Annotated in this window: 15 protein-coding genes; 4 read left to right on the top strand and 11 right to left on the bottom strand. The window is 41.3% G+C overall.

Going from position 1 to position 24,197, the window contains the following annotated elements; genetic code table 11:
* Positions 1–9: 9 nt before the first annotated feature.
* The 3 genes from GO816_RS15595 to GO816_RS15605 form a co-directional block, all read right to left on the bottom strand.
* Positions 10–3,060, bottom strand: coding sequence for a TAT-variant-translocated molybdopterin oxidoreductase (locus GO816_RS15595; RefSeq protein ID WP_157542871.1), 3,051 nt, complete (start codon positions 3,058–3,060; stop codon positions 10–12).
* A gap of 41 nt (positions 3,061–3,101) precedes the next feature.
* Positions 3,102–4,364 (bottom strand): cytochrome c3 family protein, encoded by a 1,263-nt coding sequence (locus GO816_RS15600; protein ID WP_157542872.1) that lies wholly within the window; start codon positions 4,362–4,364, stop codon positions 3,102–3,104.
* A gap of 364 nt (positions 4,365–4,728) precedes the next feature.
* Positions 4,729–5,709 (bottom strand): deoxyhypusine synthase family protein, encoded by a 981-nt coding sequence (locus tag GO816_RS15605; protein WP_157542873.1) that lies wholly within the window; start codon positions 5,707–5,709, stop codon positions 4,729–4,731.
* Between the two features lie 190 nt (positions 5,710–5,899).
* Here GO816_RS15605 and mfd point away from each other — a divergent pair, with 190 nt between their 5' ends.
* The gene (mfd, locus tag GO816_RS15610; RefSeq protein ID WP_157542874.1) at positions 5,900–9,253 is read left to right on the top strand and encodes a transcription-repair coupling factor; all 3,354 of its coding nucleotides are present in this window, start codon (positions 5,900–5,902) and stop codon (positions 9,251–9,253) included.
* A gap of 61 nt (positions 9,254–9,314) precedes the next feature.
* Here the strand turns inward: mfd and GO816_RS15615 are convergent, their stop codons facing one another.
* The 6 genes from GO816_RS15615 to GO816_RS15640 all read right to left on the bottom strand — a co-directional run bounded on the left by GO816_RS15615 (position 9,315) and on the right by GO816_RS15640 (position 17,009).
* Positions 9,315–10,148: an SGNH/GDSL hydrolase family protein gene (locus tag GO816_RS15615; RefSeq protein ID WP_157542875.1), complete on the bottom strand. Its 834-nt coding sequence runs from the start codon at positions 10,146–10,148 to the stop codon at positions 9,315–9,317.
* A 105-nt stretch (positions 10,149–10,253) separates the two neighbouring features.
* Entirely contained in the window at positions 10,254–10,595 is a 342-nt protein-coding gene (locus tag GO816_RS15620; protein ID WP_198171535.1) for a four-helix bundle copper-binding protein, read from the bottom strand.
* Positions 10,596–10,717: 122 nt separating this feature from the next.
* A complete protein-coding gene (locus GO816_RS15625; RefSeq protein ID WP_157542876.1) occupies positions 10,718–11,815 on the bottom strand; it encodes a DUF6515 family protein in 1,098 nt (365 codons plus the stop codon).
* A gap of 199 nt (positions 11,816–12,014) precedes the next feature.
* Positions 12,015–14,465 (bottom strand): TonB-dependent receptor domain-containing protein, encoded by a 2,451-nt coding sequence (locus tag GO816_RS15630; RefSeq protein WP_157542877.1) that lies wholly within the window; start codon positions 14,463–14,465, stop codon positions 12,015–12,017.
* A 365-nt stretch (positions 14,466–14,830) separates the two neighbouring features.
* Positions 14,831–16,648, bottom strand: coding sequence for a PspC domain-containing protein (locus GO816_RS15635; RefSeq protein ID WP_157542878.1), 1,818 nt, complete (start codon positions 16,646–16,648; stop codon positions 14,831–14,833).
* A 28-nt stretch (positions 16,649–16,676) separates the two neighbouring features.
* The gene (locus GO816_RS15640; RefSeq protein WP_157542879.1) at positions 16,677–17,009 is read right to left on the bottom strand and encodes a PadR family transcriptional regulator; all 333 of its coding nucleotides are present in this window, start codon (positions 17,007–17,009) and stop codon (positions 16,677–16,679) included.
* A 170-nt stretch (positions 17,010–17,179) separates the two neighbouring features.
* Here GO816_RS15640 and GO816_RS15645 point away from each other — a divergent pair, with 170 nt between their 5' ends.
* The 3 genes from GO816_RS15645 to GO816_RS15655 are packed head-to-tail and all read left to right on the top strand — an operon-like array spanning position 17,180 to position 21,209.
* Entirely contained in the window at positions 17,180–19,093 is a 1,914-nt protein-coding gene (locus GO816_RS15645; RefSeq protein ID WP_157542880.1) for a carboxypeptidase-like regulatory domain-containing protein, read from the top strand.
* A gap of 25 nt (positions 19,094–19,118) precedes the next feature.
* On the top strand, positions 19,119–20,639 hold the full coding sequence (locus GO816_RS15650; protein ID WP_157542881.1) for a SusD/RagB family nutrient-binding outer membrane lipoprotein: 1,521 nt from the start codon (positions 19,119–19,121) through the stop codon (positions 20,637–20,639).
* Between the two features lie 24 nt (positions 20,640–20,663).
* Positions 20,664–21,209, top strand: coding sequence for a DUF1735 domain-containing protein (locus GO816_RS15655; RefSeq protein WP_157542882.1), 546 nt, complete (start codon positions 20,664–20,666; stop codon positions 21,207–21,209).
* Between the two features lie 60 nt (positions 21,210–21,269).
* On the opposite strand, the gene GO816_RS15660 is transcribed toward GO816_RS15655, so the two are convergent.
* Together GO816_RS15660 and GO816_RS15665 are read right to left on the bottom strand one after the other, a co-directional pair.
* Positions 21,270–21,566 carry a hypothetical protein gene (locus GO816_RS15660; RefSeq protein ID WP_157542883.1) on the bottom strand — a complete coding sequence of 99 codons (297 nt, stop codon included), beginning with the start codon at positions 21,564–21,566 and terminating at the stop codon, positions 21,270–21,272.
* Positions 21,567–21,616: 50 nt separating this feature from the next.
* Positions 21,617–24,106 (bottom strand): M14 family metallopeptidase, encoded by a 2,490-nt coding sequence (locus tag GO816_RS15665; protein WP_157542884.1) that lies wholly within the window; start codon positions 24,104–24,106, stop codon positions 21,617–21,619.
* Positions 24,107–24,197: the final 91 nt, after the last annotated feature.

The raw sequence follows: 24,197 nt of genomic DNA on the forward strand, positions 1-24,197 counted from the left end.
ATTTTAAGTTTAAGCCTCTGTTGTCAGTCTGTTTCTTACTTTGGTTTGGTAACCTATACCTGGTTGTACGTTAAGTTCTTCAAGTACGTAGTAAGTACGGTCGCTCTTAAGCGCTTTAGAAACCTCTGAATTAGGATCGTTTTTGTTACCGAAGATGATTGCATTGGCTGAACAGGTTTGCTGACATGCCATTTTGATATCACCATCGTTCAAAGAGCGTTTCTGCAATTTGGCGTTCAGTTTACCAGCTTGTATACGTTGAACACACATTGAACATTTCTCCATAACACCGCGGAAACGGGTGGTTACATCAGGGTTAAGTACCAGCTCAGTGTAATCGTTTTGCAGGTAATTTTCAAAGCGTGAATCATTCCAGTAGTTAAACCAGTTGAAACGGCGAACTTTATACGGACAGTTGTTAGCACAGTAACGAGTACCAACGCAACGGTTGTACGTCATTTGGTTTAAACCTTCACTTGAGTGAGTGGTTGCTAATACCGGACATACAGTTTCGCAAGGAGCGTGATCACAGTGCTGGCAAAGCATTGGCTGATAAGTAACCGATACGTGGTCTAAATCTTCCAGTTTATCAATTTCTTTCTCTTCTGTAACTGTTTTGCCTTTTTCGTCAAAGCTGTAGTAACGGTCAATACGTATCCAGTGCATTTCACGACGGCGGCGAACCTCGTCACGACCAACAACAGGTATGTTATTTTCAACGTTACATGCTACCACACATGCGCCACAACCGGTACATGCGTTAAGGTCGATAGCCATAACCCAGTCATACTGCGGACGATCATAAGCTTCCCATAAATCATAGGTTTGCTTTTTCTCGTGCTCACCATGACCATGGTCTTTTTCTTCAGATTTTTTCAGGTATTCCTGTAAAGTAGTCTCGCGGATGATGTCACGGCCTTCGTATGAACCGTGAGTTTGAGTTTGTGCTAGTACAACTTTATCGCCACCTAATGCTTCAATAGTAGCAACAGCATTTCCCTGGAAAGTTCCGTTGGTTAATGCAAGGAACGGGTAAGCGTTTTTACCAACACCATCGCCAACTTTACCAGCTTTGGTACGGCCGTAACCTAAAGCTACAGACACGGTACCTTGAGCCTGGCCTGGTTGCAATAACACAGGAAGCTCAGTACTGTAACCATTTGCAGTGATTTTAATTAAATCACCTTCTTCTAACTTCAGCTCTTCAGCTGTTTTAGGAGCTATGGCAGCAAAGTTATCCCAAGTAACTTTTGAAACCGCCTCAGGCAATTCTTGTAACCACGGATTGTTAGCGTATTTACCGTCACCTACGCTGGTGTTTTCGTAAACCTGTAATTCAAGTTTACCTTCACCACCAGTTAGCTTGTTACCTTGAGCAAGTATGGTTTGGGCAACAGCATTGAGGTCGCGGCTGAACGTTACCGGAGTTGCCGGCTTTTCAGCTACTTTTATAAATCCGTCTTGTAATAATGTATCCCAACCATTTTGACCGGCTAAACCGCCTTTTGCCAAAATTCCGTTGTTCCAGGTATTACGAACGAAAGTGTAGTAATCTTTAACCGCATTGTTACTCCATACCAATAAGCTTTGCTCAGCTTTACGGGTATCGTATACAGGGTTAATAGTTGGTTGTATTAAAGTGTAAAATCCTTCAACAGCGTTCTCATCTCCCCATGATTCAAGGAAATGATGATTTGGAGCTACAATATTACAAGCAGCTGCAGTTTCATCATTGTAAGGAGCAAAAGAAACTCTTAAACGAACTTTTTTCAATGCATCAGCAAAGGCGCTGCTTTGATAAAAGTTATAAACCGGGTTTGCATCCAGGAAGAAGACAGCGCCTACGTCACCGCGTTTCATTTCTTCAACTAAAGCAACCAAATCGGCGTCGTTACCTTTGTATTGGTACGAAGGGTTATCTAAATCTATAGTATTACCGTAGCTGCCTAAAGCTGAGTTTATGGCATTTACAAGAATTTGAACGGCAACATCATTACTACCCGAAACTACTACAGCACGGCCTTTAGCAGCAGCAAGTTGTTTTGCAGCAAGCATGATAGCATTATCTGCAATGTTATTACCTAATTTTTTAGAACCAGGTAAAGTAGTGCCAGTAATTTCATTGTAAAGGTTAACAAGGGCTAAACCTTCTTGCGAAACTTTAATAGGAATACGCACGTCAGCATTACTACCGGTTAAGCTCATGCCCGACTCAAACTGTATGTGACGAGACATTTTACCGCTTTTTACAGCAGCCTCGTTACGCTTGGTAACATACTGGCGGGTAAATTCAGAATGCGAAATCCATGAACCTAGGAAATCAGCACCGAAGCTTACTATTATGTCAGCTTTATCAAAACGGTAATGAGGTAAAACTGCTTTACCAAAGCTGTTTTGGTTAGCTTGAATTATACCGGTGTATGATACCGCATCGTAAGTAACGTGTTTGGTTGTAGGATACTCGGCAGCAAAAGCAGCAATCACACCTAAAGTAGATGGGCTGTTGATACTGTTTGTTACTAACCTTATTTGTTTACCGCTTGCTTTAATGGCAGCAAGTTCGGCTTTTACAAAACTATCTAATGGGTTCCATCCGGTATCGCCACCATCTTGCATAGGGCCTTTAAGACGGCTGGTATCATACAAACCAAGCAATGAAGCTTGTGCTTGTGAACTTATACCACCCTGACCAAATAAGTCACCAGGATTACCTTCAATTTTAATAGGACGACCTTCGCGGGTTTTTACCAGTATAGCCTGTCCTTCAAAACTTGATACGTAGAAGTTAGCCACACCCGGAGTTACCTCTTCAGGCTTAATTAAGTAAGGAATTGATTTATGTACAGGGGCTCTTTGACAAGCTGCCAATGACACCGCGCCAATACCAAAACCAACTGATTTAAGGAAATTACGGCGTGGAGTTTTTCCGGTTAAACCGGTACCGCTCAGCACTTCCTCAATTGGCACAGGCTCAGCAAACTCGTGCTTGTTTAATTCAACAAACTCTGGTGTGTTGTTCAGCTCCTCTAAACCTTTCCAGTATTTTTTATTGCTTTCCATTTAAGCTATATAAACTGTAAATTGCTAAGTTTCTTAATTTATTAATAGTGGCATTTAGCACACTCTAAACCGCCCATCATGGCTGCTGTCACTTTCTCGCCTTTTTTCAGCTTCTCGTGAACTTCAAGCATGTTATCATAGTAAGCGTTGCCTAAACCATTGATGTTAGTGCGTTTGTGACACTGAATACACCATTTCATGGTAAGCGGCGAGTACTGATAAACTTCTTTCATGGTTTGGATAGGACCGTGACAGTTTTGACACTCTAAGCCAGCAACTTTTACGTGCTGTGAGTGGTTGAAATAAGCCAGGTCTGGCAGGTTATGTATACGCACCCATTGGATAGGACGAGCCTTAGTGGTATCATATTTCTGAGTACCCGGATCGTAACCCAATGCAGTATAAATTTTCTGAATTTCAGGTGATTCGGTTTTAACCACCTTATGACAGTTCATACATACGTTGAGAGACGGGATGGTTGCATTTTTACTTTTGTAAGCACCACCATGACAGTACTGACAGTTAATTTTCATTACACCGGCGTGCAATTCATGTGAGTAAGCAATTGGTTGCACCGGCTGATATCCTTGCTGTACACCTGTATTCCACATGGTTACCCAATTCCAGCTACCAAAAGCAACTACACCGGCTAACACCACAAAAAACACAAGCTTTTTATTTTTAAGCAACCTTCTGAAAGTTGCAAAACGGTCAATGACTACTGCATCAGTTACTTCTTCTTCCGGAAGTAAATCTTTGCGGTTAAGCAATAAACGCTCTAGCGTACCAATAGCACGATTTAAAACCAGGATTACGATGAAAGCTACGATGATAATACCTATTAAGGCAAAAACCATTGAACTGCTCGGACCGCTGTCGGCAACTTCTCCGGTAGCGGCACCACCTTTTGGTTTTTCTTGCATTACTTTCCATTCTTCACGAACGTAAGTAATGATGTTAGCCACGTCACCGTCACTCAATTCGGTAAACACGGTCATACCAGCCTGGTTGTACTCGTTATAAACCTTAAGAGCTTTAGGATCTTTAGCAGCTATTAGGGCCTGGTTGTTCTGAATCCATTTGGTTAACCACTTGTCATCAGTTTCTGAGGTCATGATAGGGCCAAGAGCCGGACCGGTAGAGCGCTGGTCTAATTTGTGACAGGCTGTACACTTGGCCTTGTACAAAGCTTCACCCTTGGCTTTATCACCTTGGGCGTGGGCAGCAAAACTCAATGCAGTTAAGCCTGCAATAAGTAAAACCGACCTTGAAAACTGTTTAAAAAGTAATGAGATATTCCTCATAAAGCGTATTTATACTAAGATAAGTTTTATGTTTATGATAAACGTTTACTGAAAAGGCGTAACTATCCTTAAAATTTCAGTCCACAAAAGTAAAATTTTATAAACTATGGCTGACAAATTAGTGACACTTGTTTCTAATTTATAATCGTTCTAAACAAATTGAAAAAAGTGCTTAAATGGCTTGAAACAGCACATTTTCGTTTAATGTAAATAATTTTTCGCCTATTTAGACCCTTTCAAAATTGAAAATGCCAGCTTACAATTTGCTACAGCATTACATTTTTATTAAAACAGACAGGGTTCCTCGTTACAAGGAACCCTGCTGCTAAAACGTAGTAATATTAATTAATACTTTTAAATCAGCTTATTGATTCAACAACCATGCAAAAATCAACGGAGCAACAATAGTAGCGTCACTCTCAACAATAAATTTCGGTGTGTTTACATCAAGTTTACCCCAGGTAATTTTTTCATTAGGCACCGCACCCGAGTAGGAACCGTATGAAGTAGTTGAGTCAGAAATCTGGCAGAAATAGCTCCAGAACGGAATGTTCTCCATCTCCATATCCTGGTATAGCATTGGTACTACACAGATAGGAAAATCACCTGCAATACCACCACCGATTTGGAAGAAACCTAAGCCCTTACCTTCTGAATTTTTCACATACCAATCTGCCAGCCAAGCCATGTATTCAATACCGCTTTTCATGGTGGTGGCTTTAATTTCGTTTTTTATAACGTATGAAGCAAAGATGTTACCCATGGTTGAGTCTTCCCATCCCGGTACAACAATTGGCAGGTTTTTTTCGGCAGCAGCCAGCATCCATGAATTTTTCGGGTCAATTTCGTAATACTGCTCCAGCTCACCGCTTAACAATATCTTATACATGTATTCATGTGGAAAGTAACGCTCACCGGCATCATCAGCATCTTTCCATATTTTATGAATGTGCTTTTGTAAACGGCGAAAAGCTTCCTCCTCAGGTATACAAGTATCGGTTACACGATTGTAGTGATTCTCTAATAAATCCCACTCATCCTGCGGGCTCAAATCACGGTAGTTAGGCACACGTTTGTAGTGCGAGTGCGCCACCAGGTTCATAATATCTTCTTCAAGGTTGGCACCTGTACAGCTAATTATATCAATTTTACCCTGGCGAATCATCTCGGCTAGCGAAATGCCTAGTTCAGCGGTACTCATGGCACCGGCCAGTGTTACCATCATTTTACCGCCTTCCAGCAGGTGGGTTTCATAACCTTTGGCTGCATCAACTAAAGCGGCAGCGTTAAAGTGCAGGTAGTTTTTCTCGATAAACTGCGATATGGGTCCCTTTGTAGTGCTCATGATCAATCGTTTTTTATAATAGCCGCAAAAGTAGCTATTTTGTTTATTAAAGTTTGGCAGTATTTAAATCATTAAACAACTTCACCTGTATCAATTTTAAGCATGGTGGGCGCATTGTATTTTATTTAAACATTTTGCTGACAAGTATGCTTATTACAGCGGCATCTTTTTTGATTACATTTGCATTGTTTTGAATATTCGCGACATTTTAGATAGATATAAAGCCGATGACAGGGTGAAAGAACTGGCCCAGGCCATTAACAGTTCTAAAAATCCGAGGGTTCAGCTACGCGGCCTTGTAGGATCAAGTGATGCTACAATTGCTGTTGCATTGTACTTTTTACTGCATAAGCACCAGCTATTTATATTACCGGACCGTGAAGAGGCCAGCTACTTTCAGGCAGATCTGGAAAATCTTACAGGTAAAGAAGTCCTCCTGTTCCCGTCATCATACCGCAAACCGTTTGAATTTACCCAGCCCGATAGCAGCAATGTTTTAGCGCGTGCAGAGGTATTGAACGAGTTAAACCACTCTAAAGAATACGGACAAATTATTGTTACCTACCCCGAAGCTGTTGCCGAAAAGGTAATTGACCGCTCATCGCTCGAAAAAAACACGCTTGAGATTGCAGTTGAAAATAAACTGAGTATCGATTTTATTAACGAGTTTTTAATTGAGTATGATTTTGAACGGGTTGATTTTGTATACGAGCCCGGGCAGTTCTCTATACGTGGTGGCATAGTTGATATTTTCTCTTTCTCGCACGATTTACCTTATAGGGTTGAATTTTTCGGCGATTACGTGGAGTCTATCCGCACTTTTGAAATTGAGAGCCAGTTATCATCTGAAAGGGTAAAAGCTATCACCATTGTTCCAAACGTGCAGTCGAAGTTTTTAACCGAAAACAACATTTCGATTTTGGAATATGTTGAGCGCGACACACAGGTTTGGATAAAAGATGTTCAATTTACGCTGGACATTATCAAAGAGGGGCACAAAAAAGCTACCCAGCTTTGGAAAGCGCTATCTGCTGATGAGAAGAACCAAAACCCGGACTGGATAGACCCTAAGTTTGCGTTTACCGACGAAAAACTCATAGCCGACCAGTTGCATGACTTTGCGGTTATTGAATTTGGAAAGCAATTCTTTTATGATGCCACGCACAGTATCAACTTTGATGTTAGGCCCCAGCCATCATTCAATAAAGATTTCCAACTACTCATTCACAACATTAAAAACAACGATGCCGAGCACATTGAGAATCTGATTTTTACCGATTCGACCAAGCAGGTAGAGCGTTTATATGCCATTTTCGAGGACCTGGATAAAACGGTAAAGTTTACGCCGGTTCATGTATCCATACGTGAAGGCTTTATTGACCGTGAACAGAAACTGGCTTGCTATACCGACCATCAAATATTTGACCGCTACTATAAATATAAGCTGCGCAAAGGCTATCAGCGTACGCAAGCCATTACACTTAAAGAGCTACGCGAATTAAAGCCAGGTGATTATATTACACACATAGACCATGGTGTAGGTAAATATGCCGGCCTGGAAAAAGTGGATGTTAACGGAAAAATGCAAGAGATGATTCGCCTCATTTATGCCGATAATGATTTGCTTTATGTAAACATTAATTCACTTAACCGCATATCTAAGTTTAGTGGCAAAGAGGGTGCCGTACCCAAAATGAATAAACTGGGTACCGATACCTGGGAACGTTTAAAGAAAACCACAAAAAAAAAAGTTAAAGACATAGCGCGCGATCTTATTAAGCTTTACGCTATACGTAAAACTAAAGAAGGTAATGCATTTGCGCCCGATAGCTATTTGCAAACCGAATTGGAGGCCAGCTTTATTTACGAAGACACCCCCGATCAGGAAAAAGCTACTGCCGATTTTAAGCGCGACATGGAAGCCCCCCACCCTATGGATAGGCTGATATGTGGCGACGTAGGTTTCGGTAAAACCGAAGTTGCCATACGTGCCGCCTTTAAAGCCGTTGCTGATAGTAAACAGGTAGCCGTACTTGTGCCCACAACAATTTTAGCAGCACAACACTTTAAAACATTTTCTGACAGGTTGAAAGGCTTCCCTTGCAACATTGATTATGTAAACCGCTTTAAATCTAACAAGCAGATTAAGGACACCTTAACCAAATTGCAAGAAGGCAAGGTTGACATAATTATTGGCACTCACCGTTTGGTAAGCAAAGATGTAAAGTTTAAAGACCTTGGCCTCATGATTATTGATGAGGAGCAAAAGTTTGGCGTTGCCACTAAGGAAAAACTAAAAGCTATGCGTGCCGATGTTGATACCCTAACGCTTACGGCAACACCTATTCCGCGCACACTGCACTTCTCATTAATGGGTGCGCGCGATTTGTCTATCATATCTACACCACCGCCAAACCGCCAGCCGGTAGTAACCGAGCTGCATGTGTTTAACGACAAGTTGATAAAAGAGGCTGTTGAATTTGAAATTGATCGCGGTGGACAAATTTTCTTCATTCACAACCGTGTAGCCGATTTGATGCAGCTTGGCGGCATGATACGTAAACTGGTACCTAAAGCCCGCATTGGTGTGGCTCATGGACAGTTAGAAGGCGACGACCTGGAAGATGTAATGTTGAAATTTGTGAACCATGAATATGATGTACTGGTGGCCACTACCATTATTGAGGCAGGTTTGGATATACCCAACGCCAACACCATTATAATTAATCATGCCCATATGTTTGGCCTGAGCGATTTGCACCAGATGCGTGGACGCGTTGGCCGGAGCAATAAAAAAGCATTTTGTTACCTACTGAGTCCGCCATTATCAACCCTTACACCTGAAGCTCGTAAACGATTAAGCGCTATTGAGGAATTCAGTGAACTAGGCAGCGGTTTTAACGTAGCCATGCGCGATTTAGACATACGCGGCAGTGGTAACCTTTTGGGTGCTGAGCAAAGCGGCTTTATTGCCGAAATTGGCTTTGAGATGTACCATAAGATACTAGACGAAGCTATTCAGGAGCTAAAGGATGAAGAATTTAAAGAAGTGTTTAAGGATGATAAGCCAAGGCCGTTCATCACTTTCACCCAGATAGACACGGACATGGAAATACTCATACCCGATGAGTATGTAACCAGTTTAACCGAGCGCTACAACCTTTACACCGAAATATCAAAGCTGGAAAATGAGACTCAACTTATGGGCTTTGAAAAACAACTGGCTGACCGCTTTGGGCCTATACCGCCTCAGGTAACTGATTTGTTTAATACCATACGCCTGCAATGGCTGGGCAAGGCTATTGGCTTCGAAAAAATATCGCTTAAAAAGAATGTATTGCGTGGTTATTTTTTAACCAATCAGCAATCTGCATATTTTGAGTCGGTGGCGTTTATGCAGGTATTGCAATTTGTGAAAAACAACCCACGCCGTGTTAACATGAAAGAAGTTAAAAATACCCTTCGTATTAGTGTAGAGGGCGTAAGGAGTATTAACGAAGCTGTTGATTTACTAATGGAAATTGGCATTGGAGTTCCGGCATAAATTAAATGCTGCCTTTGAGCTATATTGGTAACTGAGTATAATTTAAAGGTAGCTTGATAAGCTACCTTTGCTTTTTCATTACTTTAACCAACATTTCTGCAATAATCTTATTTCCTTTGTCGGACGGATGCAAACCATCATATGTAACATCCACGGCTTCTAACGGGTAGGGATAATCATCTTTTTCGGCATTAAACGGCAAGGGAGTGTAAGCAGGGTATTTGAAGTTTTTGTACTGATGCGTGATCGTATCTCTCACCCTTTTAAACTTAACAGCATGTTTGACCGACAAACTGCCTTTGTGATATAGGTCTACCACATCAAAGTTTTCAACGCGGGCAATGGCTTTTACAGCATCGGCAAATTGCTCAAGATCCTGGCCGTCTTTAGGATTATATGATCCCCTTGCATTATTTTTATGATTGCGTATATAAACAAAATCGCCGCGTTGCATTGGCGTTATTAAAATTATACGGGCGTTTGGATTCAGGCTTTTAAGCTTGTTAATTATTATGCGATAAGCACCATAAACGGTTCCTAACCCTGTGCTTTTCTCATAATCATCAAGGTTGCCTAACTTGCCGCCTTGTCCCCAATCATTGGTCCCTAAAAATACACTATAAACATCGGCTTTGGTAAGGCCTAGCTTCTCGATTTCGCGGGCGATGCGTGTTACGGTCCAGCCGTTATGACCTTGGTTAGTGTAATGTACGTAAGGCAATTTTTCTGAAACACGCGTTAGGTAACCCTTTGTAACCCTGTTGCCCGTTTCATCAGCATGGTCGTTAAGATAAGTAATAGAGTCGCCAATTGCTGTCCATTCTATTTGCTTTTGCGGAGCAAATGAGGGTAATATAAAACAGCAAGATAAAAGCAGGTATTTAAAAAGTTTCATAATGGTTGTATTGGCATGTAAATATAGAACTCCAAAAACTTTGCCTCAAAAAGCAAAACGCCTTTGTGGCTTACAAAGGCGTTTCAATAACGTATAGATATGTTTTTAATCTTGAGTAACCGGCTGGTGGTGGGCATGACAAGCCTCGGCACATTCACGGCAGGCTTCAGCGCAACGCTTACAGTGATCATGTTCGTGCTTAGCACATTCATCGGCACATAAGCGGCAGGCCTCTTCACAAATAAGTAAATATTGAAGCGCAAGACCAGAATCGCGCTGTAATAAACGGGCTGCCAGTAAACAAATATCTGCACAATCACGGTCAAGCGTTATACAACTTGTCATCATCTGCACATTATCTTCATGCAGGCAGGCAGTTGCGCAACTTTCACATGCCAAAGCACAATTAAGCAGCTTTTGAACTAAATCTTCATATTTCATCTCCATATCTGTAACTTTTTAGTTTACATAACAAGAGATTATTAACGTTACAGGTTTTACTTTTTTAAAAAAAGAAAAGCCGGGGTTACAAGGCCCCGGCTCTTAAAAAACTACTATCACTTATCAAATCACTGGTCATCCGGCTCATCATCCGGTATGCCCGTTACCACATAAATTTTCTTTCCGTTAGCATCACGCTGCTCGTGCAGGTAAACGCCATCAGGTGTAAGCCAGTACTTTTCACCGTCAATTTTCACTTTGCGGCTGTCATTAGGTAACTCCTCAATTACGTCACCAATTTCAGGATAAACCTCGCTTTGCTGCTCGTTGCCAACTGATGTGTTATCAGTATTCAACTCACCATCTTTACCAACCACACGGTATACTAAACGGCCACTGCCATTAGTAACGGGTTGATAATACACACCGTTAGACTCGTAATATTCAACGCCATCAATAGTTATTGATTCAGCATCACTTGGCAAACGATCAAGCTCGGCACCAACTGGCGGAGCAACTACCGTATATTGGTTATTTAAGTTTTGGTAATAAAAACCATTGCTGTAATAGTACCATGATGAGCCCCAGTAAAACGGATAGTAACCTAAAGGCAGCGTACCGATACTTACGCCAATGCGTGGGTAATAATAACGGTTATAAAAGCCGCGGTAGTTATGATAAAAACCCAGCGAAGGACGGCCGTAGTAGCCTCTCACCCCACCCCGAAAATACGGGCGGCCATAAAAAAAGCTTCTGCCAGCTGCGCCGCCCCGGTAATTATAACCGGGCCTTACACCGTTGCGAAAACTATAAGAACCTGGAGAGCGTCCAAAATTACCTCGTGGATATCCAAAGCTTCCTCTTGAGCTTCTCGAACCTCCGTTAAACCTGTTGTTATCAAACCTGCCCCGTGAGCCGAATGAAGATAAACGGTCAAAACCGTTTGGCCTGGTGCCAAAGCTTTGTCTGCCAGAGTTACCGCGTTGCTGAAAGCTACCTCCTCCGGGGTTTCCCCGCTGTGAAAAGCCACCGCCAAAACTTCCCCGCTGTCCGCCGCCAAAGCTGCCACGAGACCCTCCACCAAAACTGCCGCGTGATCCGCCCCCAAAACTGCCGCCGCGACCACCTCCGCCGCGTGCGCCACGCTGGGCATCTGCGGTAAGGGTAAACAGCACAGTTAATGCGCTTAACCCTATGCCCAACAAATATTTATTAAAACTTTTCATGTATGTAAAGAAAGATAATGGTATGTACCCTTAACGGGCATTGTTAATCTTTCGACAGTTAAAGCAAACAAGGGTTTAACCATTAATCAAAATTAAGTAGTTGCTGGAGCTTACCTTATATAAGGCGAAAACTGGTTATAAAAAACAACTCCACTTTACCTTATCGGCAAAGTGGAGCATTAATAATGTGGATTTATGATTAGTTGCCTGACTTAACACGGCTCTTTTCGCTATCGGCACCGCTTTGGTGGCGGCGGGCCTGTATTTTGGTGTTACCAAAGTTATAGCTTAAGGTAAGGCGTGCTACGCGGGTTTCATTTTTTTGATATACATTAAAGTTTAGGTTGCCCTGGCGAACGTTAAGGTTTTGTTCGCGTGTATTGAATACATCGCTTACAGAAAACTTCAAAGTTGCCTTCTTTTGCGCAAATGACTTGCTTATACCGGCATCTAAACCATATTGATGACCAATATGAAACAAGCCGTATGTTAATGGCGATTGGTAGTTAAATGTACCCTCAAGCTTAACTGTTTTACTTAAGATAAATGTATTGATAGAATTGCCTTGTAAAGCGTATTGACCGTTATCAATACCAGGCGATTTAAAGCCAAGGTAAAAACCTGTAATGTTGTTATTCATGCTCCACCATTTTGCCAGTTTAAAAGGCAAGCTTAGGTTGGCGTTGTAAGAGTTTTGCTCGGCTAAATTATCGCGGGTTATAAAGGTTACTTTTTGCTCATCTATCTGGCGCGGAATCTCCACCATTACGTCAGTAGTTTTGCTGTAGCTCAGTGTTAAATTGTAGGTTTTATTAAAGGTATAAGATAACTCGAACGAATTAGTAAACTGCGGCCTTAAATTAGGGTTACCCTGCTGATAAGTATAAGCATTTAAGATTTGCACAAAGCTGTTCAAATCATCATAGCTTGGGCGATCAATACGGCGGCTGTAGTTTAAGCCTAAACTGTGCTTATCTGAAAGTTCATGATTAACAAACACACTTGGAAACCAGCTTAAATAATGTCTTTCATTGATGGTTGCCAAGCCATTTATATCTCGCGAATCGCCTTTAGAGTTAGTTTGTTCAGCGCGCAAGCCGGCCTGTACTGATGTTTTTTTCCAGGTTTTGCTAAAGTTTACATAACCGGCATTAATGTTTTCAGTGTATTTATAACGGTTGGTACGTCCGGCATCGGCTACCCAATTTCCGTTAAGTAATGAATCGGTACGCAAATCATTATCAGTTGCTACATAACTAAACTTCATGCCTGCCTCCAATTTCATGGTTTTGCCAAACGGGTTTGCATAATCGGCCTTGTAAGTGCCTATGTTGATTTTAGTAGGCAAGCTGTTGCGTAGCAACGATCTTGTACGCAAGGTGTTGCCATCGGCCTGAAAGAAATTATTGATGTAGTTGTTACTTTGCCTGTTCCAAAAGTGTGAATAGTCAACATCCATGCTCAACTCTTTACCTAAACTATCAAATACCATACGGTTATTAACGTTGGCAGCAAAGTTATTATAAGCTTCACGTGAATCATTACCTGTAGTAGTTACACCGGTTTGATTTCCCTGGTTGCCACTTATAATTGTATTATTGTTACTTAAACCATCAAACGATGAGTTATAACCGCTTAGTTGAACACCCAATGTATTAGTTTTACTGATATCATAATCAGCTCCTATTTTATAATTGTGTGAGTTACGGTTACCCAGCAATGAGGTATTCTCTCTGAAGAATGTATTTACACCGGCATCATTAATAGTGCGGTTTAGCACTAAGTTTTGCGGACGCTTGTTATTAAAGTAACTGTAATTGCCAAAAAGGTTAAGCTTGCCATCTTTATGGTTAAGATTTAAAGAGCTGCTTGCCTTATGATTTTGACCGTAACCTGCAGTAGCAGCAAAGCTTCCGTTAGTGCCGCCAGCACGATTTTTTTTCATTTTAATATTAATAATGCCGGAGTTACCTGCAGCATCGTATTTAGCCGATGGATTTGTGATTAATTCAATTGACTGAATACTATTACCATCAGTTGAGCGCAAAAGCGCAGCCAATTGTGCTGCAGACAGGTAGGTTAACTTTCCGTCAATCATTACAGTTACGCCTTGCTTGCCTCTTAAGCTTATATTGTCATCTTTATCAATAGTTACGCCGGGTGCACGTTCAAGTATTTCCATAGCCGAATTACCTGCGGCAAGTACGCTGTTTTCAACGTTCATAACCGTGCGGTCAATTTTACGTTCAATTAAAGGCTTGGTTGCTGTAACTGTAACAGCAGCAAGACTTTTTGACGATGATACCAATTTTAACACCGGAACGTTCACTGTTGCGTTTGCCAATACATTAACAGGTGCGCTTACAGCTTTATCAAAACCAACAACAGTTGCTTTTACCAGGTAAGTGCCGGCTGCAATGCGTTCAATTGAGTAAACTCCGGCTTCATTGCTCAGGCTGCTTTTAACTACTGATGAGTCTTTTGCACGCAATAAGGTAACTGTGGCAAAATCGGCCGGCTTACCACTATCTGTAATTAAACTGCCCGAAATTTTACCTGTTGGTGCTGTGGGTGCGGTTTGTGCTTGCACTGCATTACCCCCTGCGGTAAGGATAATGAAGGCAAATATTTTATAGGTTATAGATTTCATGTTGAGTTGAGTGTGATGTTTAGTGTAAAATTTTGGCAATAGCTATCCTGTTAAAGATTTTCCGATCTTTTTTTGAAGTAGTTAATCTTATTGATTTTTGATTGTAAGCCTGGCCGTGACGGTAAGCTTATATTTTAGTATTTGTTATTAAGATGCATGTTAGTGGCATCTGGTTACACAAAATTTCACATTTTTTTATTTAATGTGATTTATGGTGTAATTAAAAGCAGGATGGGTGATTGCCAAGCGCCCATTATTATTATAAACGGAGTTATGATTACGCAACATGGAGAAGCGCAAAATCATGCGTCCAGCCTGCAACTCATCATGAACATTACAGCAGGCCGGACGTAGATTTCAGATTATTATTGAACCCTAACGTGACGACGACGAATTACCACCGGCTTTTTTGCAGGTGCAGGTTTTGTTGTTTTAATGGTATCATCAATATATATAGTATCGGGTGCAGTTGGTGCTGTCGGCGCCGGAGGTGGAGCTACAGCATTATTCATCGCTTCTCCTGCATCAACTATGCCGTCATTATTGGTGTCAAGCTCTTGCGTTACCGAATCAACCGGCACAGGTACTAACTGCTCATACTTACACTTCAAACCTTCTTCGGTCATAACAAATGGCACCATTTCTGAATCCTTTCCTGAACGGCTAGGGGGCAGGCACTCATAAACGTTTATATAATTAGATATATAACGGTTTATATTCTCATTAATCATTATAGTTGCATTTAATGGTATACGTAAGGTTAAACGTACCTTTTCATTATGCCATGCTTTGTTATTTAAACGGCGCAGTCTTCTGTCAAACTTTAAAACCGAATCTTGCTGCATAAATACGTAGCGGGTGCTCCGGGCATTTTCAAGAGCCGCCTCATAATCAGTACCACGGGCTGAAAACTCCTGAACAAGTATAGGGTACGGTACATCTGACTTTTCAATATCAATAGTTACACTGCGCGGTTCAAGCTCGTGCCTGTCATCGTCGTCGGTTAAAACCATATTTTTGAACTTGTCCTTTATTTCTAAACGAACACTGTCATCATGTGTAAGAAACATGGCATCGTTTAACTGCAAGTAGTAGACCTGACTTTTATTAGGTTTTAAGTTAGATGTTTGTGAAAAGCTTGCACCCTCTTTAAATTCAGAAGCTGCACGTGCGCCATGATAACCCAATATTGCAAGAGCACTAAGCCATATAACAAAAAGCATAACACCTGCCGAACGGCTGATGGCCGATGTAGAAAATACAGCACTCGACACCACGATAATAATTACGGTTAAAGGAATTATTGCTATTAAGGCTACTGCTGCACGCACTTGGTTAATGTGCTCGTAATTGAAAAAATTATCAGGTAGAGAAAAGCTATCGCCACCAAAAAACCAGGTAGCACCTAAACCTACAACCACAGCTATTATACCACCTACGCAACTTAAAATTAAAGCTAAGCCTAATAACTTAATAATTACCCTGCCTGCGCCACCAAAAAAAGCACCAAAATGATGGAAGAAATCACTGATGAAATCACGGGTTTTGTATACAAACGGCCTGCTGTCGTGTTTTAAACCGGCAATACGGTCGCTTACTGAACTCAGCTCAGCTTCAAAGTTTCGTTTAAAGCCTTGCAAATCAAGCGGCTCGCCTTTCATGGCCATCCTATCGGCGCGGGTAACTGCTTTAGGTACAATTATCCACAAAATGGCATAAAGGAATAAACCTGTACCAAAAAACACAAATGCTACAGCAAAAAACAGGCGCACCCAAACCGACGGAATATCGAAATAGTTGGCAACTCCTGCACATACACCACCAATAAGGTGATCCTCAGGATCGCGAAATAAACGCCTGCTGGTAGATTGATAAGCAAACTCATTTGCAGAAAAGCTGTCTGCTGTTTCTTCGTCAACGGTTTCGAAGTCTTTAACCGATCCCATTTGCGCTATCACATATTCAATATCCTGATCAATTACTGCTTGCCTGCCTTCACGTGCTAAAATCTCGGTAAGCATTTCGGCAATACGGTTTTCAATATCAGTTGTAATTTCTAAACTATCTGCCGAGTTAAAGAAATGACGCTTTACGTCGGTCATATATTCCTTGAGCAGTTCGTAGGCCTGTTCCTCAATATGGAATACAGTACCATTTATGTTGATGATAATTGTTTTGTTCATGATGATTTATAGTTAATAGCAAGTGATTTTATTTTCTTCCTTCAATAGATGTTTGCACGGCAAAGGCAAGTTCCTGCCAGGTTTTATCTAACTGCTCAAGCACTTTACGGCCATCATCTGATAGCACGTAGTACTTTCGCGGCGGACCCGATGTTGATTCTACCCAATTGTAACTGAGTAGTCCGTTATTTTTTAGACGGGTAAGCAACGGGTATAAAGTACCCTCAACTACAAGAAGTTGTGCTTTTTTCAACTCGGCAATTATATCTGAAGCGTATATCTCGCCTTTGGCAATCACACAGAGTATGCAATACTCGAGTATGCCTTTTCGCATTTGGGTTTGAGTGTTTTCTACAAGCATAATACAAAGATATATGTTTTGTATTGTATTATGTAATACATAGTACTAAATTATTTTCATTTAACTATTCGTCTCAAATTTTTTAACTTTCTTGTTACGTTATTTGATTTTTTCGAAATTCTAACATACATTTAATGACTATTTAATAATTAACTGATCTTATAAAAAACATGAAGAAACTTCTACTTGTAAGTTTGTGCATGCTATGTCTGTGTGTTACACAGCTTTATGCACAAAGTAAGACTGTTACTGGTACGGTAACAGCTAAGGATGACGGGCTTCCTTTGCCCGGGGTAACGGTAACTGTAAAAGGAACTACTACCGGTACGCAAACTGATGGCAATGGTAAATTCTCGTTGAACGCGCCTCAAAACGGCCGACTTGTATTTAGCTTTATAGGCTACACCAGCTTTGAAACTGCCGTTACAAGCAGTGGCGTTGTAAACGTAAGCCTTCAGGCCTCAAGCACTAACCTGAGCGAAGTTGTGGTTACAGGAGCATTAGGTCAAACTCGCCAAAAAAGAGATATTGGCTATGCTGCACAATCATTAAACAATGCAACAGTAAATGCTGGTAATGCCGTGAACATTGCAAACGGTTTACAAGGTAAAGTATCGGGTTTGAACGTAACCACTACTAACGGTGGCGTTTTCGAAAACGTAAAGATCAATTTACGCGGTATCCGTTCATTAACATTTTATGGTAATGCTAACTTTAACTACAAAAACTGGGCAAACATCGAGTTTGCAGGTCGTAGCGAGCAAACATCAAATCTTGATTTGAGCAATTACTCATACTTCTACCCATCTATCAACGCTTCAATCGTGTTGAGTGATGCGCTACCATTCTTGAAAAACTCCAGCGCTCTTTCATATTTGAAATTAAGAGGTGGTTGGAACAAAACAGCAAATGCTGATATTGCTCCTTATAGCTTATTCCCAACTTTTGGCCAAGGTGTAGGTTTCCCTTATGGTTCAATTCCGGGCTATACTGCTAACAATACAAATTATGACCGTTACTTAAGACCAGAGCGTATAACTAACACCGAAGTTGGTTTTGAAGCAGGATTTTTAAGAAACCGCATCAACTTAGAGGCTACTTATTTCCATTCAGATAACACTGATCAAATTATTCCTATCAACGTATCAAGTGCAACAGGCTTTACGTCAAGTTACTTAAATGCTGCTTCATTCAAGAACAAAGGCGTTGAGATGGACCTGGGCTTAACTCCTCTTGTTGATATTGGTAAAGTTCGTATTAACTTTAGAGTTAATGCAACTTACTATGAGAGTGAAGTAACTCAAATTTACCCTGGCCTTGAAGAGCTATCAATAGGTGGTTACACCTACGCAGGTAACTTCGCTATTAAAGGACAGCCGGCATTTGCCCTTAAAGCAACAGATTATGTGCGCGACCCTAATGGCCGTGTAGTAGTTAGTGCTTTGAGCGGTGCTCCAACTGCCGATCCAAGCACTAAAGTTTTTGGTAACACCTTACCTAAATGGATTATTGGTTTATCACCTTCAGTAAGATGGAAAGGCCTATCGGCAACTGCTTTATTTGAGTACAAAGGTGGTTACTACGCTTACAGTGATATCGGTAACGCAATGGCATGGACAGGCGTATCAGAACTTTCAGGTGTTAACAGCCGTGAAAGATTTGTATTCCCTAACTCATCATACCTGGTTAATGGCCAATACGTACCAAATACCAGCGTAACCCTTAACAACCCTGAAACCTTCTTCACCGGCGTAGCTCGTAGTGTAGCTTCAAACTATATTATTAATGCATCGGCATGGAGAATGCGCGAACTTAACATTGGTTACGATTTCCCTACAGGCTTATTAAGCAAACAAAAGGTAATTAAAGCAGCTACTATTGCATTTACTGCACGTAACCTGTTTTTATGGGTACCAAAATCTAACGCATACGGAGATCCTGATTACACATACAGCCCGGCTGCTTCAAACTTCGGTACCGGAAGCACTACTGGTGTAACTTCTGGTAACCAGGCAGGTATCAGCGATTCAAGCATCAATCCTCCTACAAGAACGTTTGGTGGTACGCTAACACTTACTTTCTAAATCAAGAATATAATTGTATTACAAAATGAAAAAGTATATATATCCAATTTTTGCACTGGCGTTACTTACTGTAACGAGCTGTAAAAAGGACTTTTTTGATATAAATCAAAACCCCAACTCACCTACGGATGAGTCTGTAACTCCACAGGTAATTTTACCAAGGGCGTTATCAGTTACTGCTGCACGTATTGGCACAAACTTTGACTATGCTGCGTTTTGGACAGGTTACTGGTCTCGCTCTGGTACATATGGCCAATCAATTGAAATCGAATCATATAACATCACTACCGGCTTCAACTCCGGACAGTGGACCGGATGGTACGATATTTTGACTGATGAAAATATTATGGAGAAAAAGGCTGTTGCCTTAAACCAGCCATTTTATCAGGCAGCCGCTAAAACATTAAAAGCTATTGGCTTTATGTACTTGGTTGACCAATACAACAACGTACCATACACCAGAGCTTTTGATATACAAGGAAGCATCTTACCTTCATATGATAAAGGTGAAGACATTTATGCCGATTTGTTGGTACAGCTTGATGCTGCTGCTAAACTATTTAAAGGCATAAGCACTGTAGATCCTGCTACGCAAGCTGCCGACGTTATGTTTAGCGGTGACGTTGTACAATGGCGTAAATTAGTAAACACGTTAAGATTAAAGCTATTACTTCATGAGTCGCAAGTTGTGCCTGCAGCTACAGTTACCAACGTAGTTTCGCAAATTACGGCTGATGGAGCAGGATACCTTGCAGCAGGAGAGTCTGCAACTGTTAACCCGGGTTATGTAATTGCTGTTGATCAACAAAATCCATTTTATAATACTTACAAGTCATCTGCTTTAGGTGTGTTAGATCAGTACAACCGTGCAAACAACTACATCTTAGGTAAATATGCAGGTGCTGACGGTGTGGTTAGTCAAAACCCAACCAATGCTGGTGATGATGATCCACGTTTGAGATATGTATTCAGCGCTGCAGCAACTCCAACAATTGCTGGTGCAACTAACTACTACAGAGGCACAAACTTTGGTGAAGTATTACCTAACAGTGATCCTTACAGAGCAGCAAACCAATCTGACGTTGCAGGCCCGGGTTTGGCTAAAAGCCCTACTCAGGATCAGCCGTTGTTAACATCGATTGAAAGTTTGTTTATGCAAGCAGAAGCGCAACAACGCGGATGGATTCCTGGTGCTGCTGCAACAACTTATGCAAGCGCAATTACTGAATCTTTCAGCTACCTTGGTGCCCCCGGTGCAGCAGCATACCTTACCCGTCCGGGTGTTGTATTTAATAGTACTATTAACCAAATTGTATTTCAAAAATATCTATCACTTATTGGTTTAGATAATTTTGAGGCGTATGTTGACTACAGAAGATTAGGTGTTCCTACAGATTTACCTTTGTCTGCAAATGCAAACCGTCTTGATAGAGTTATTCCATTACGTTTACAATATCCACAGGCTGAGTACAGTTATAACGCAGCTAACGTTGCTGCCCAAGGAACAATTAATCCGCAGACATCAGCAATTTTCTGGGATAAATAGTTAAATTATTAAGAGATTACAACGATGAAGAAATTCACTAAAATACTAACATTTGCAGCCATTGCGCTGAGCCTGACGTCGTGCTTAAAAGACAAGGGCTACGAAGATGATAAATACGGAATAAACGTTGATGAGGTAGAATCTTACAAAATCATCAACATTCCATCTACTAACACATCTTTAACGGTATCAAACACGTATGCCAGAACTGCTGCTAACGCAACACTTACCATACCTGTTCACTTGTCAGCAAAAGATCCGGCAGCTGAGCCAATCAATGTATCATTAGCTGTAGATGCTGACGAAACAAAGATTACAAATTACAACAATACCCTTGCAGCAGCAAGCCGTTACACACGTATGCCGGCTGCAGGTTACACACTTAATAGTGGCACCGCTACTATTGCATCAGGAAGCAGAGATGCCTCAACCACTGTTACCATTAAACCTGGTAGCTTAAGTGCTGGCAGATACATTATTCCGTTGAGCATAACTGGTACTGACAAACAGGGTTATACCATAAGCGGTAACCAAGGCTATCGTTTGCTGTTAGTGATTATCACCAACTAGTATTAGCCAAGTCAAAAAAAAGCTGCCCAATTGGGCAGCTTTTTTTTTTTGACTTTTTTATCACCTGTCCCCTTCAGGGTCTCCCTCTTTCTTCAACTGATCTAACGAAAGATTTGTGATACCCCCAAGCTCCTCACCAATATTGTTATTAATATCGGCGCTATCGCCCGCTGGCTCATTATTCACTGAAACATCAACATTATTTTCAGAAGCAATGCGTTCATCTACAGCTTGTTCCTGCTCTACCGAATTAAACTTCGCGGCATCCTCGCTGTCGTCTTCCTGCATATTACCTAAGTTGGTTTCCGGATAATCGTCCTGATTAGCCGGATCGTTATTTTCATTCCACTGCGCCATAGTTTTTAACTTTTAATTAACTAACAGCAAAATCAAGATGCTGGTTTCATTTAATTCACCATAAACACAGCATTAGCAAATAGCAATTTTCCATTTTCCCAAAATGCACGGAACAAAGGATCGTCTGTAAGGTAAACAATACTTCCACGCCCTAAATGTTCAACTCCAAAGAGTAATCCGCTGGTTAATTTGGCTTTGGCTTTATCGCCTGCAAAGCCTGAAAGATAACTATCCTTCTTCAGAGTACCCACGTTAACATTACCATCTTCGAGGTAGTCATAAACATCATCGCCCAGTTTAAGCGTGTAGTAAAACCCAGGGTAGCCATATCCTAAAGGATGGGTATTATCAAGATAAACTTTATATATAGCACCGGGAATGTTGTTACGAATGGACGCCCGGTCGCGACTATCATATGGTGCCAAGTCGGGCTTTTTTACATCCTTTTCGTTTTTTTTATCATCCTTACTTTTAAGGGAAAATCCTTTTTTATCGGCAAACTGGGTTATTGCGTTACCCATTGCTATTAATTTTCCTCCGTCTTCAACCCAATCCTGAACTTTTTCGAGCGGAAAATTATTATATCTGCCATCAGGCAATATCACAACATCATAATCACTCAGTTTCACTCTAGTTAGATCCTGATAGCGTACTAACGATAAAGGATAATTTATTTGCTGTTCAAAGTAATGCCAAACCTCACCCATATCATTAGCTGATGTTCCTTCACCCGATACCAGCATTACCCGTGGCTTGGTGATGTACCCTACAGCGCTTGAACCAATGTCGGCACCTTTGTCTGCGAAGCCGGTGGTAATCGTCTCAAGTGTTCTTCCCAATGAAGCTGCAACTTCATTCAGTATTTTATCAAAGTTTCTGGCGTTTCCTGCGCGTGTTATGATGAGTGATCCGGCCTTAAACTTTTTACCCGCAACTTCAAATGCCTGCGAGGCATAACGTACTTTGACACCTCGCTTAAGCAGCGCCGTTAAAAATTTTACATCTTCAATTGATTGCCATGTGGCTACGTATGCATATGCGCTAGTAGTTTTGGGAGCGGGGGATGACTTAGCGGTTGCCTTTGCATTTACAGGTTTTATCGATTCGGTAACACCGTAAGATTGTAAGCCGTAAGCATATGGTAAAGACCATGCCGTAATATCATAGGTGTTTGAGTCGGCTATAAAGGTTTTAGGCTCGAGCAAAACATTAAGCAAAGTTGCCTTAGGCTGATAAGCGTTTACAACCATGTAATTCTGCTTAATAGCAAAGCCTTCAATTTTGCCGTTGAAGTAATTAAACCCCTTTGCATTCCTGTTTACACCATAACCATATTGAATCAGATTTTTATCAAACAGCTCTGCTAGTTTGGCCAGCTTATCGGGGTTATCGTTTTTAATTACGTAAGTTTTATAACGTCCAGGCGGATTATTACGACCGTTATCAAAATACTTTTTGTACTCGTCAAGCACTCTCAAGGCATGTTGTGAAACGGTTTCAACGGTACTCAAACCGGTAGAAGTATGGTGTGCTATACGATCGGCCAGGGTCAAGGTGTCACCGCTGCGCATGGTTACGGCAAGGCCGCCTGCCGGACCTCCTCCCTGCTCATAAGTCATTCCTATTGAACCATTATACAGCGGGTAGGTATCACCGTATGATGGATACAGCAAATCGAAAACCTCTTTTGTAAAATACAGCCAACCATTTTTATCAAAGTACCTGGCGTTATTCTTACCAATAATGGTTTGAAACTCCCGTTGCCATGCAGTAATGTCTTTATGAAAAGGTTCGGCCGCAGGAGCGAAATAGTATGGATTATTATAGCCCTGCTCATGAAAATCAACGTGAACCTGTGGCAGCCATTTGTTATACAATGCAACACGCGCCTGTACCTCCTTTTGTGTTTGCCATGCCCAATCGCGGTTTAAATCAAAGTAATAATGATTTACCCTGCCACCGGGCCAAGGCTCAATATGCTCACGCGAAGACGGATCGGGATTTGCCGTAAGGCCACTTGCCTGGTTGTAAAAGTTTACATAACGGTCTCTGCCATCAGGGTTCAAACATGGATCTATAATTACCACTGTATTTTGCAGCCATGCTTGTGTGCGGTTGTTAGCAGTATTGGCTAAGTCAAATAGCGTTTGCATGGCCGCTTCACTACTGCTAGGTTCGTTACCATGTACATTGTAGCTTAGCCAAACAATTGCCGGTGCATTGGCTAAGCTTGCTTGCGATTTGCTTAGCCCTGCAATAAAAAGGTTATGTTGCCTTATGTTTTCCAGCCGGGCCATATTTTCCTCACTGCCAACTACAGCTATCATTAAAGGTCTTCCTTCATTAGTAGTTCCGTATGGCAGCAACTTGATATGCTTTGATTTTCCAGCCGCATACCTGAAATACTCGGCAACCCGGTAATGAAGCGTGTAACGGCTACCTAACGGGTAGCCTAAAAATTGACTTGGCGATTCAAGATCCTGTGCAAGGGAACAGCATGCAGTACTTAAAAATAATATGAGCAAGTATATAAATTTCATACAAACGTTTAACGACTACAATTTAACAATCTATGTTTGAAAGCAAATGCCCGCCAAAAATTGATATGTATGGGTATAGGACAAAAATTTA

This window comes from Mucilaginibacter aquatilis, from assembly GCF_009755275.1.
Lineage (GTDB): Bacteria > Bacteroidota > Bacteroidia > Sphingobacteriales > Sphingobacteriaceae > Mucilaginibacter > Mucilaginibacter aquatilis.

What these genes read in the sequence shown, in the direction of transcription:
- GO816_RS15595 (WP_157542871.1), bottom strand. Translation starts at nt 3,060, where the DNA reads ATGGAAAGCAATAAAAAATACTGGAAAGGTTTAGAGGAGCTGAACAAC.
- GO816_RS15600 (WP_157542872.1), bottom strand. Translation starts at nt 4,364, where the DNA reads ATGAGGAATATCTCATTACTTTTTAAACAGTTTTCAAGGTCGGTTTTA.
- GO816_RS15605 (WP_157542873.1), bottom strand. Translation starts at nt 5,709, where the DNA reads ATGAGCACTACAAAGGGACCCATATCGCAGTTTATCGAGAAAAACTAC.
- GO816_RS15615 (WP_157542875.1), bottom strand. Translation starts at nt 10,148, where the DNA reads ATGAAACTTTTTAAATACCTGCTTTTATCTTGCTGTTTTATATTACCC.
- GO816_RS15620 (WP_198171535.1), bottom strand. Translation starts at nt 10,595, where the DNA reads ATGGAGATGAAATATGAAGATTTAGTTCAAAAGCTGCTTAATTGTGCT.
- GO816_RS15625 (WP_157542876.1), bottom strand. Translation starts at nt 11,815, where the DNA reads ATGAAAAGTTTTAATAAATATTTGTTGGGCATAGGGTTAAGCGCATTA.
- GO816_RS15630 (WP_157542877.1), bottom strand. Translation starts at nt 14,465, where the DNA reads ATGAAATCTATAACCTATAAAATATTTGCCTTCATTATCCTTACCGCA.
- GO816_RS15635 (WP_157542878.1), bottom strand. Translation starts at nt 16,648, where the DNA reads ATGAACAAAACAATTATCATCAACATAAATGGTACTGTATTCCATATT.
- GO816_RS15640 (WP_157542879.1), bottom strand. Translation starts at nt 17,009, where the DNA reads ATGCTTGTAGAAAACACTCAAACCCAAATGCGAAAAGGCATACTCGAG.
- GO816_RS15645 (WP_157542880.1), top strand. Translation starts at nt 17,180, where the DNA reads ATGAAGAAACTTCTACTTGTAAGTTTGTGCATGCTATGTCTGTGTGTT.
- GO816_RS15650 (WP_157542881.1), top strand. Translation starts at nt 19,119, where the DNA reads ATGAAAAAGTATATATATCCAATTTTTGCACTGGCGTTACTTACTGTA.
- GO816_RS15655 (WP_157542882.1), top strand. Translation starts at nt 20,664, where the DNA reads ATGAAGAAATTCACTAAAATACTAACATTTGCAGCCATTGCGCTGAGC.
- GO816_RS15660 (WP_157542883.1), bottom strand. Translation starts at nt 21,566, where the DNA reads ATGGCGCAGTGGAATGAAAATAACGATCCGGCTAATCAGGACGATTAT.
- GO816_RS15665 (WP_157542884.1), bottom strand. Translation starts at nt 24,106, where the DNA reads ATGAAATTTATATACTTGCTCATATTATTTTTAAGTACTGCATGCTGT.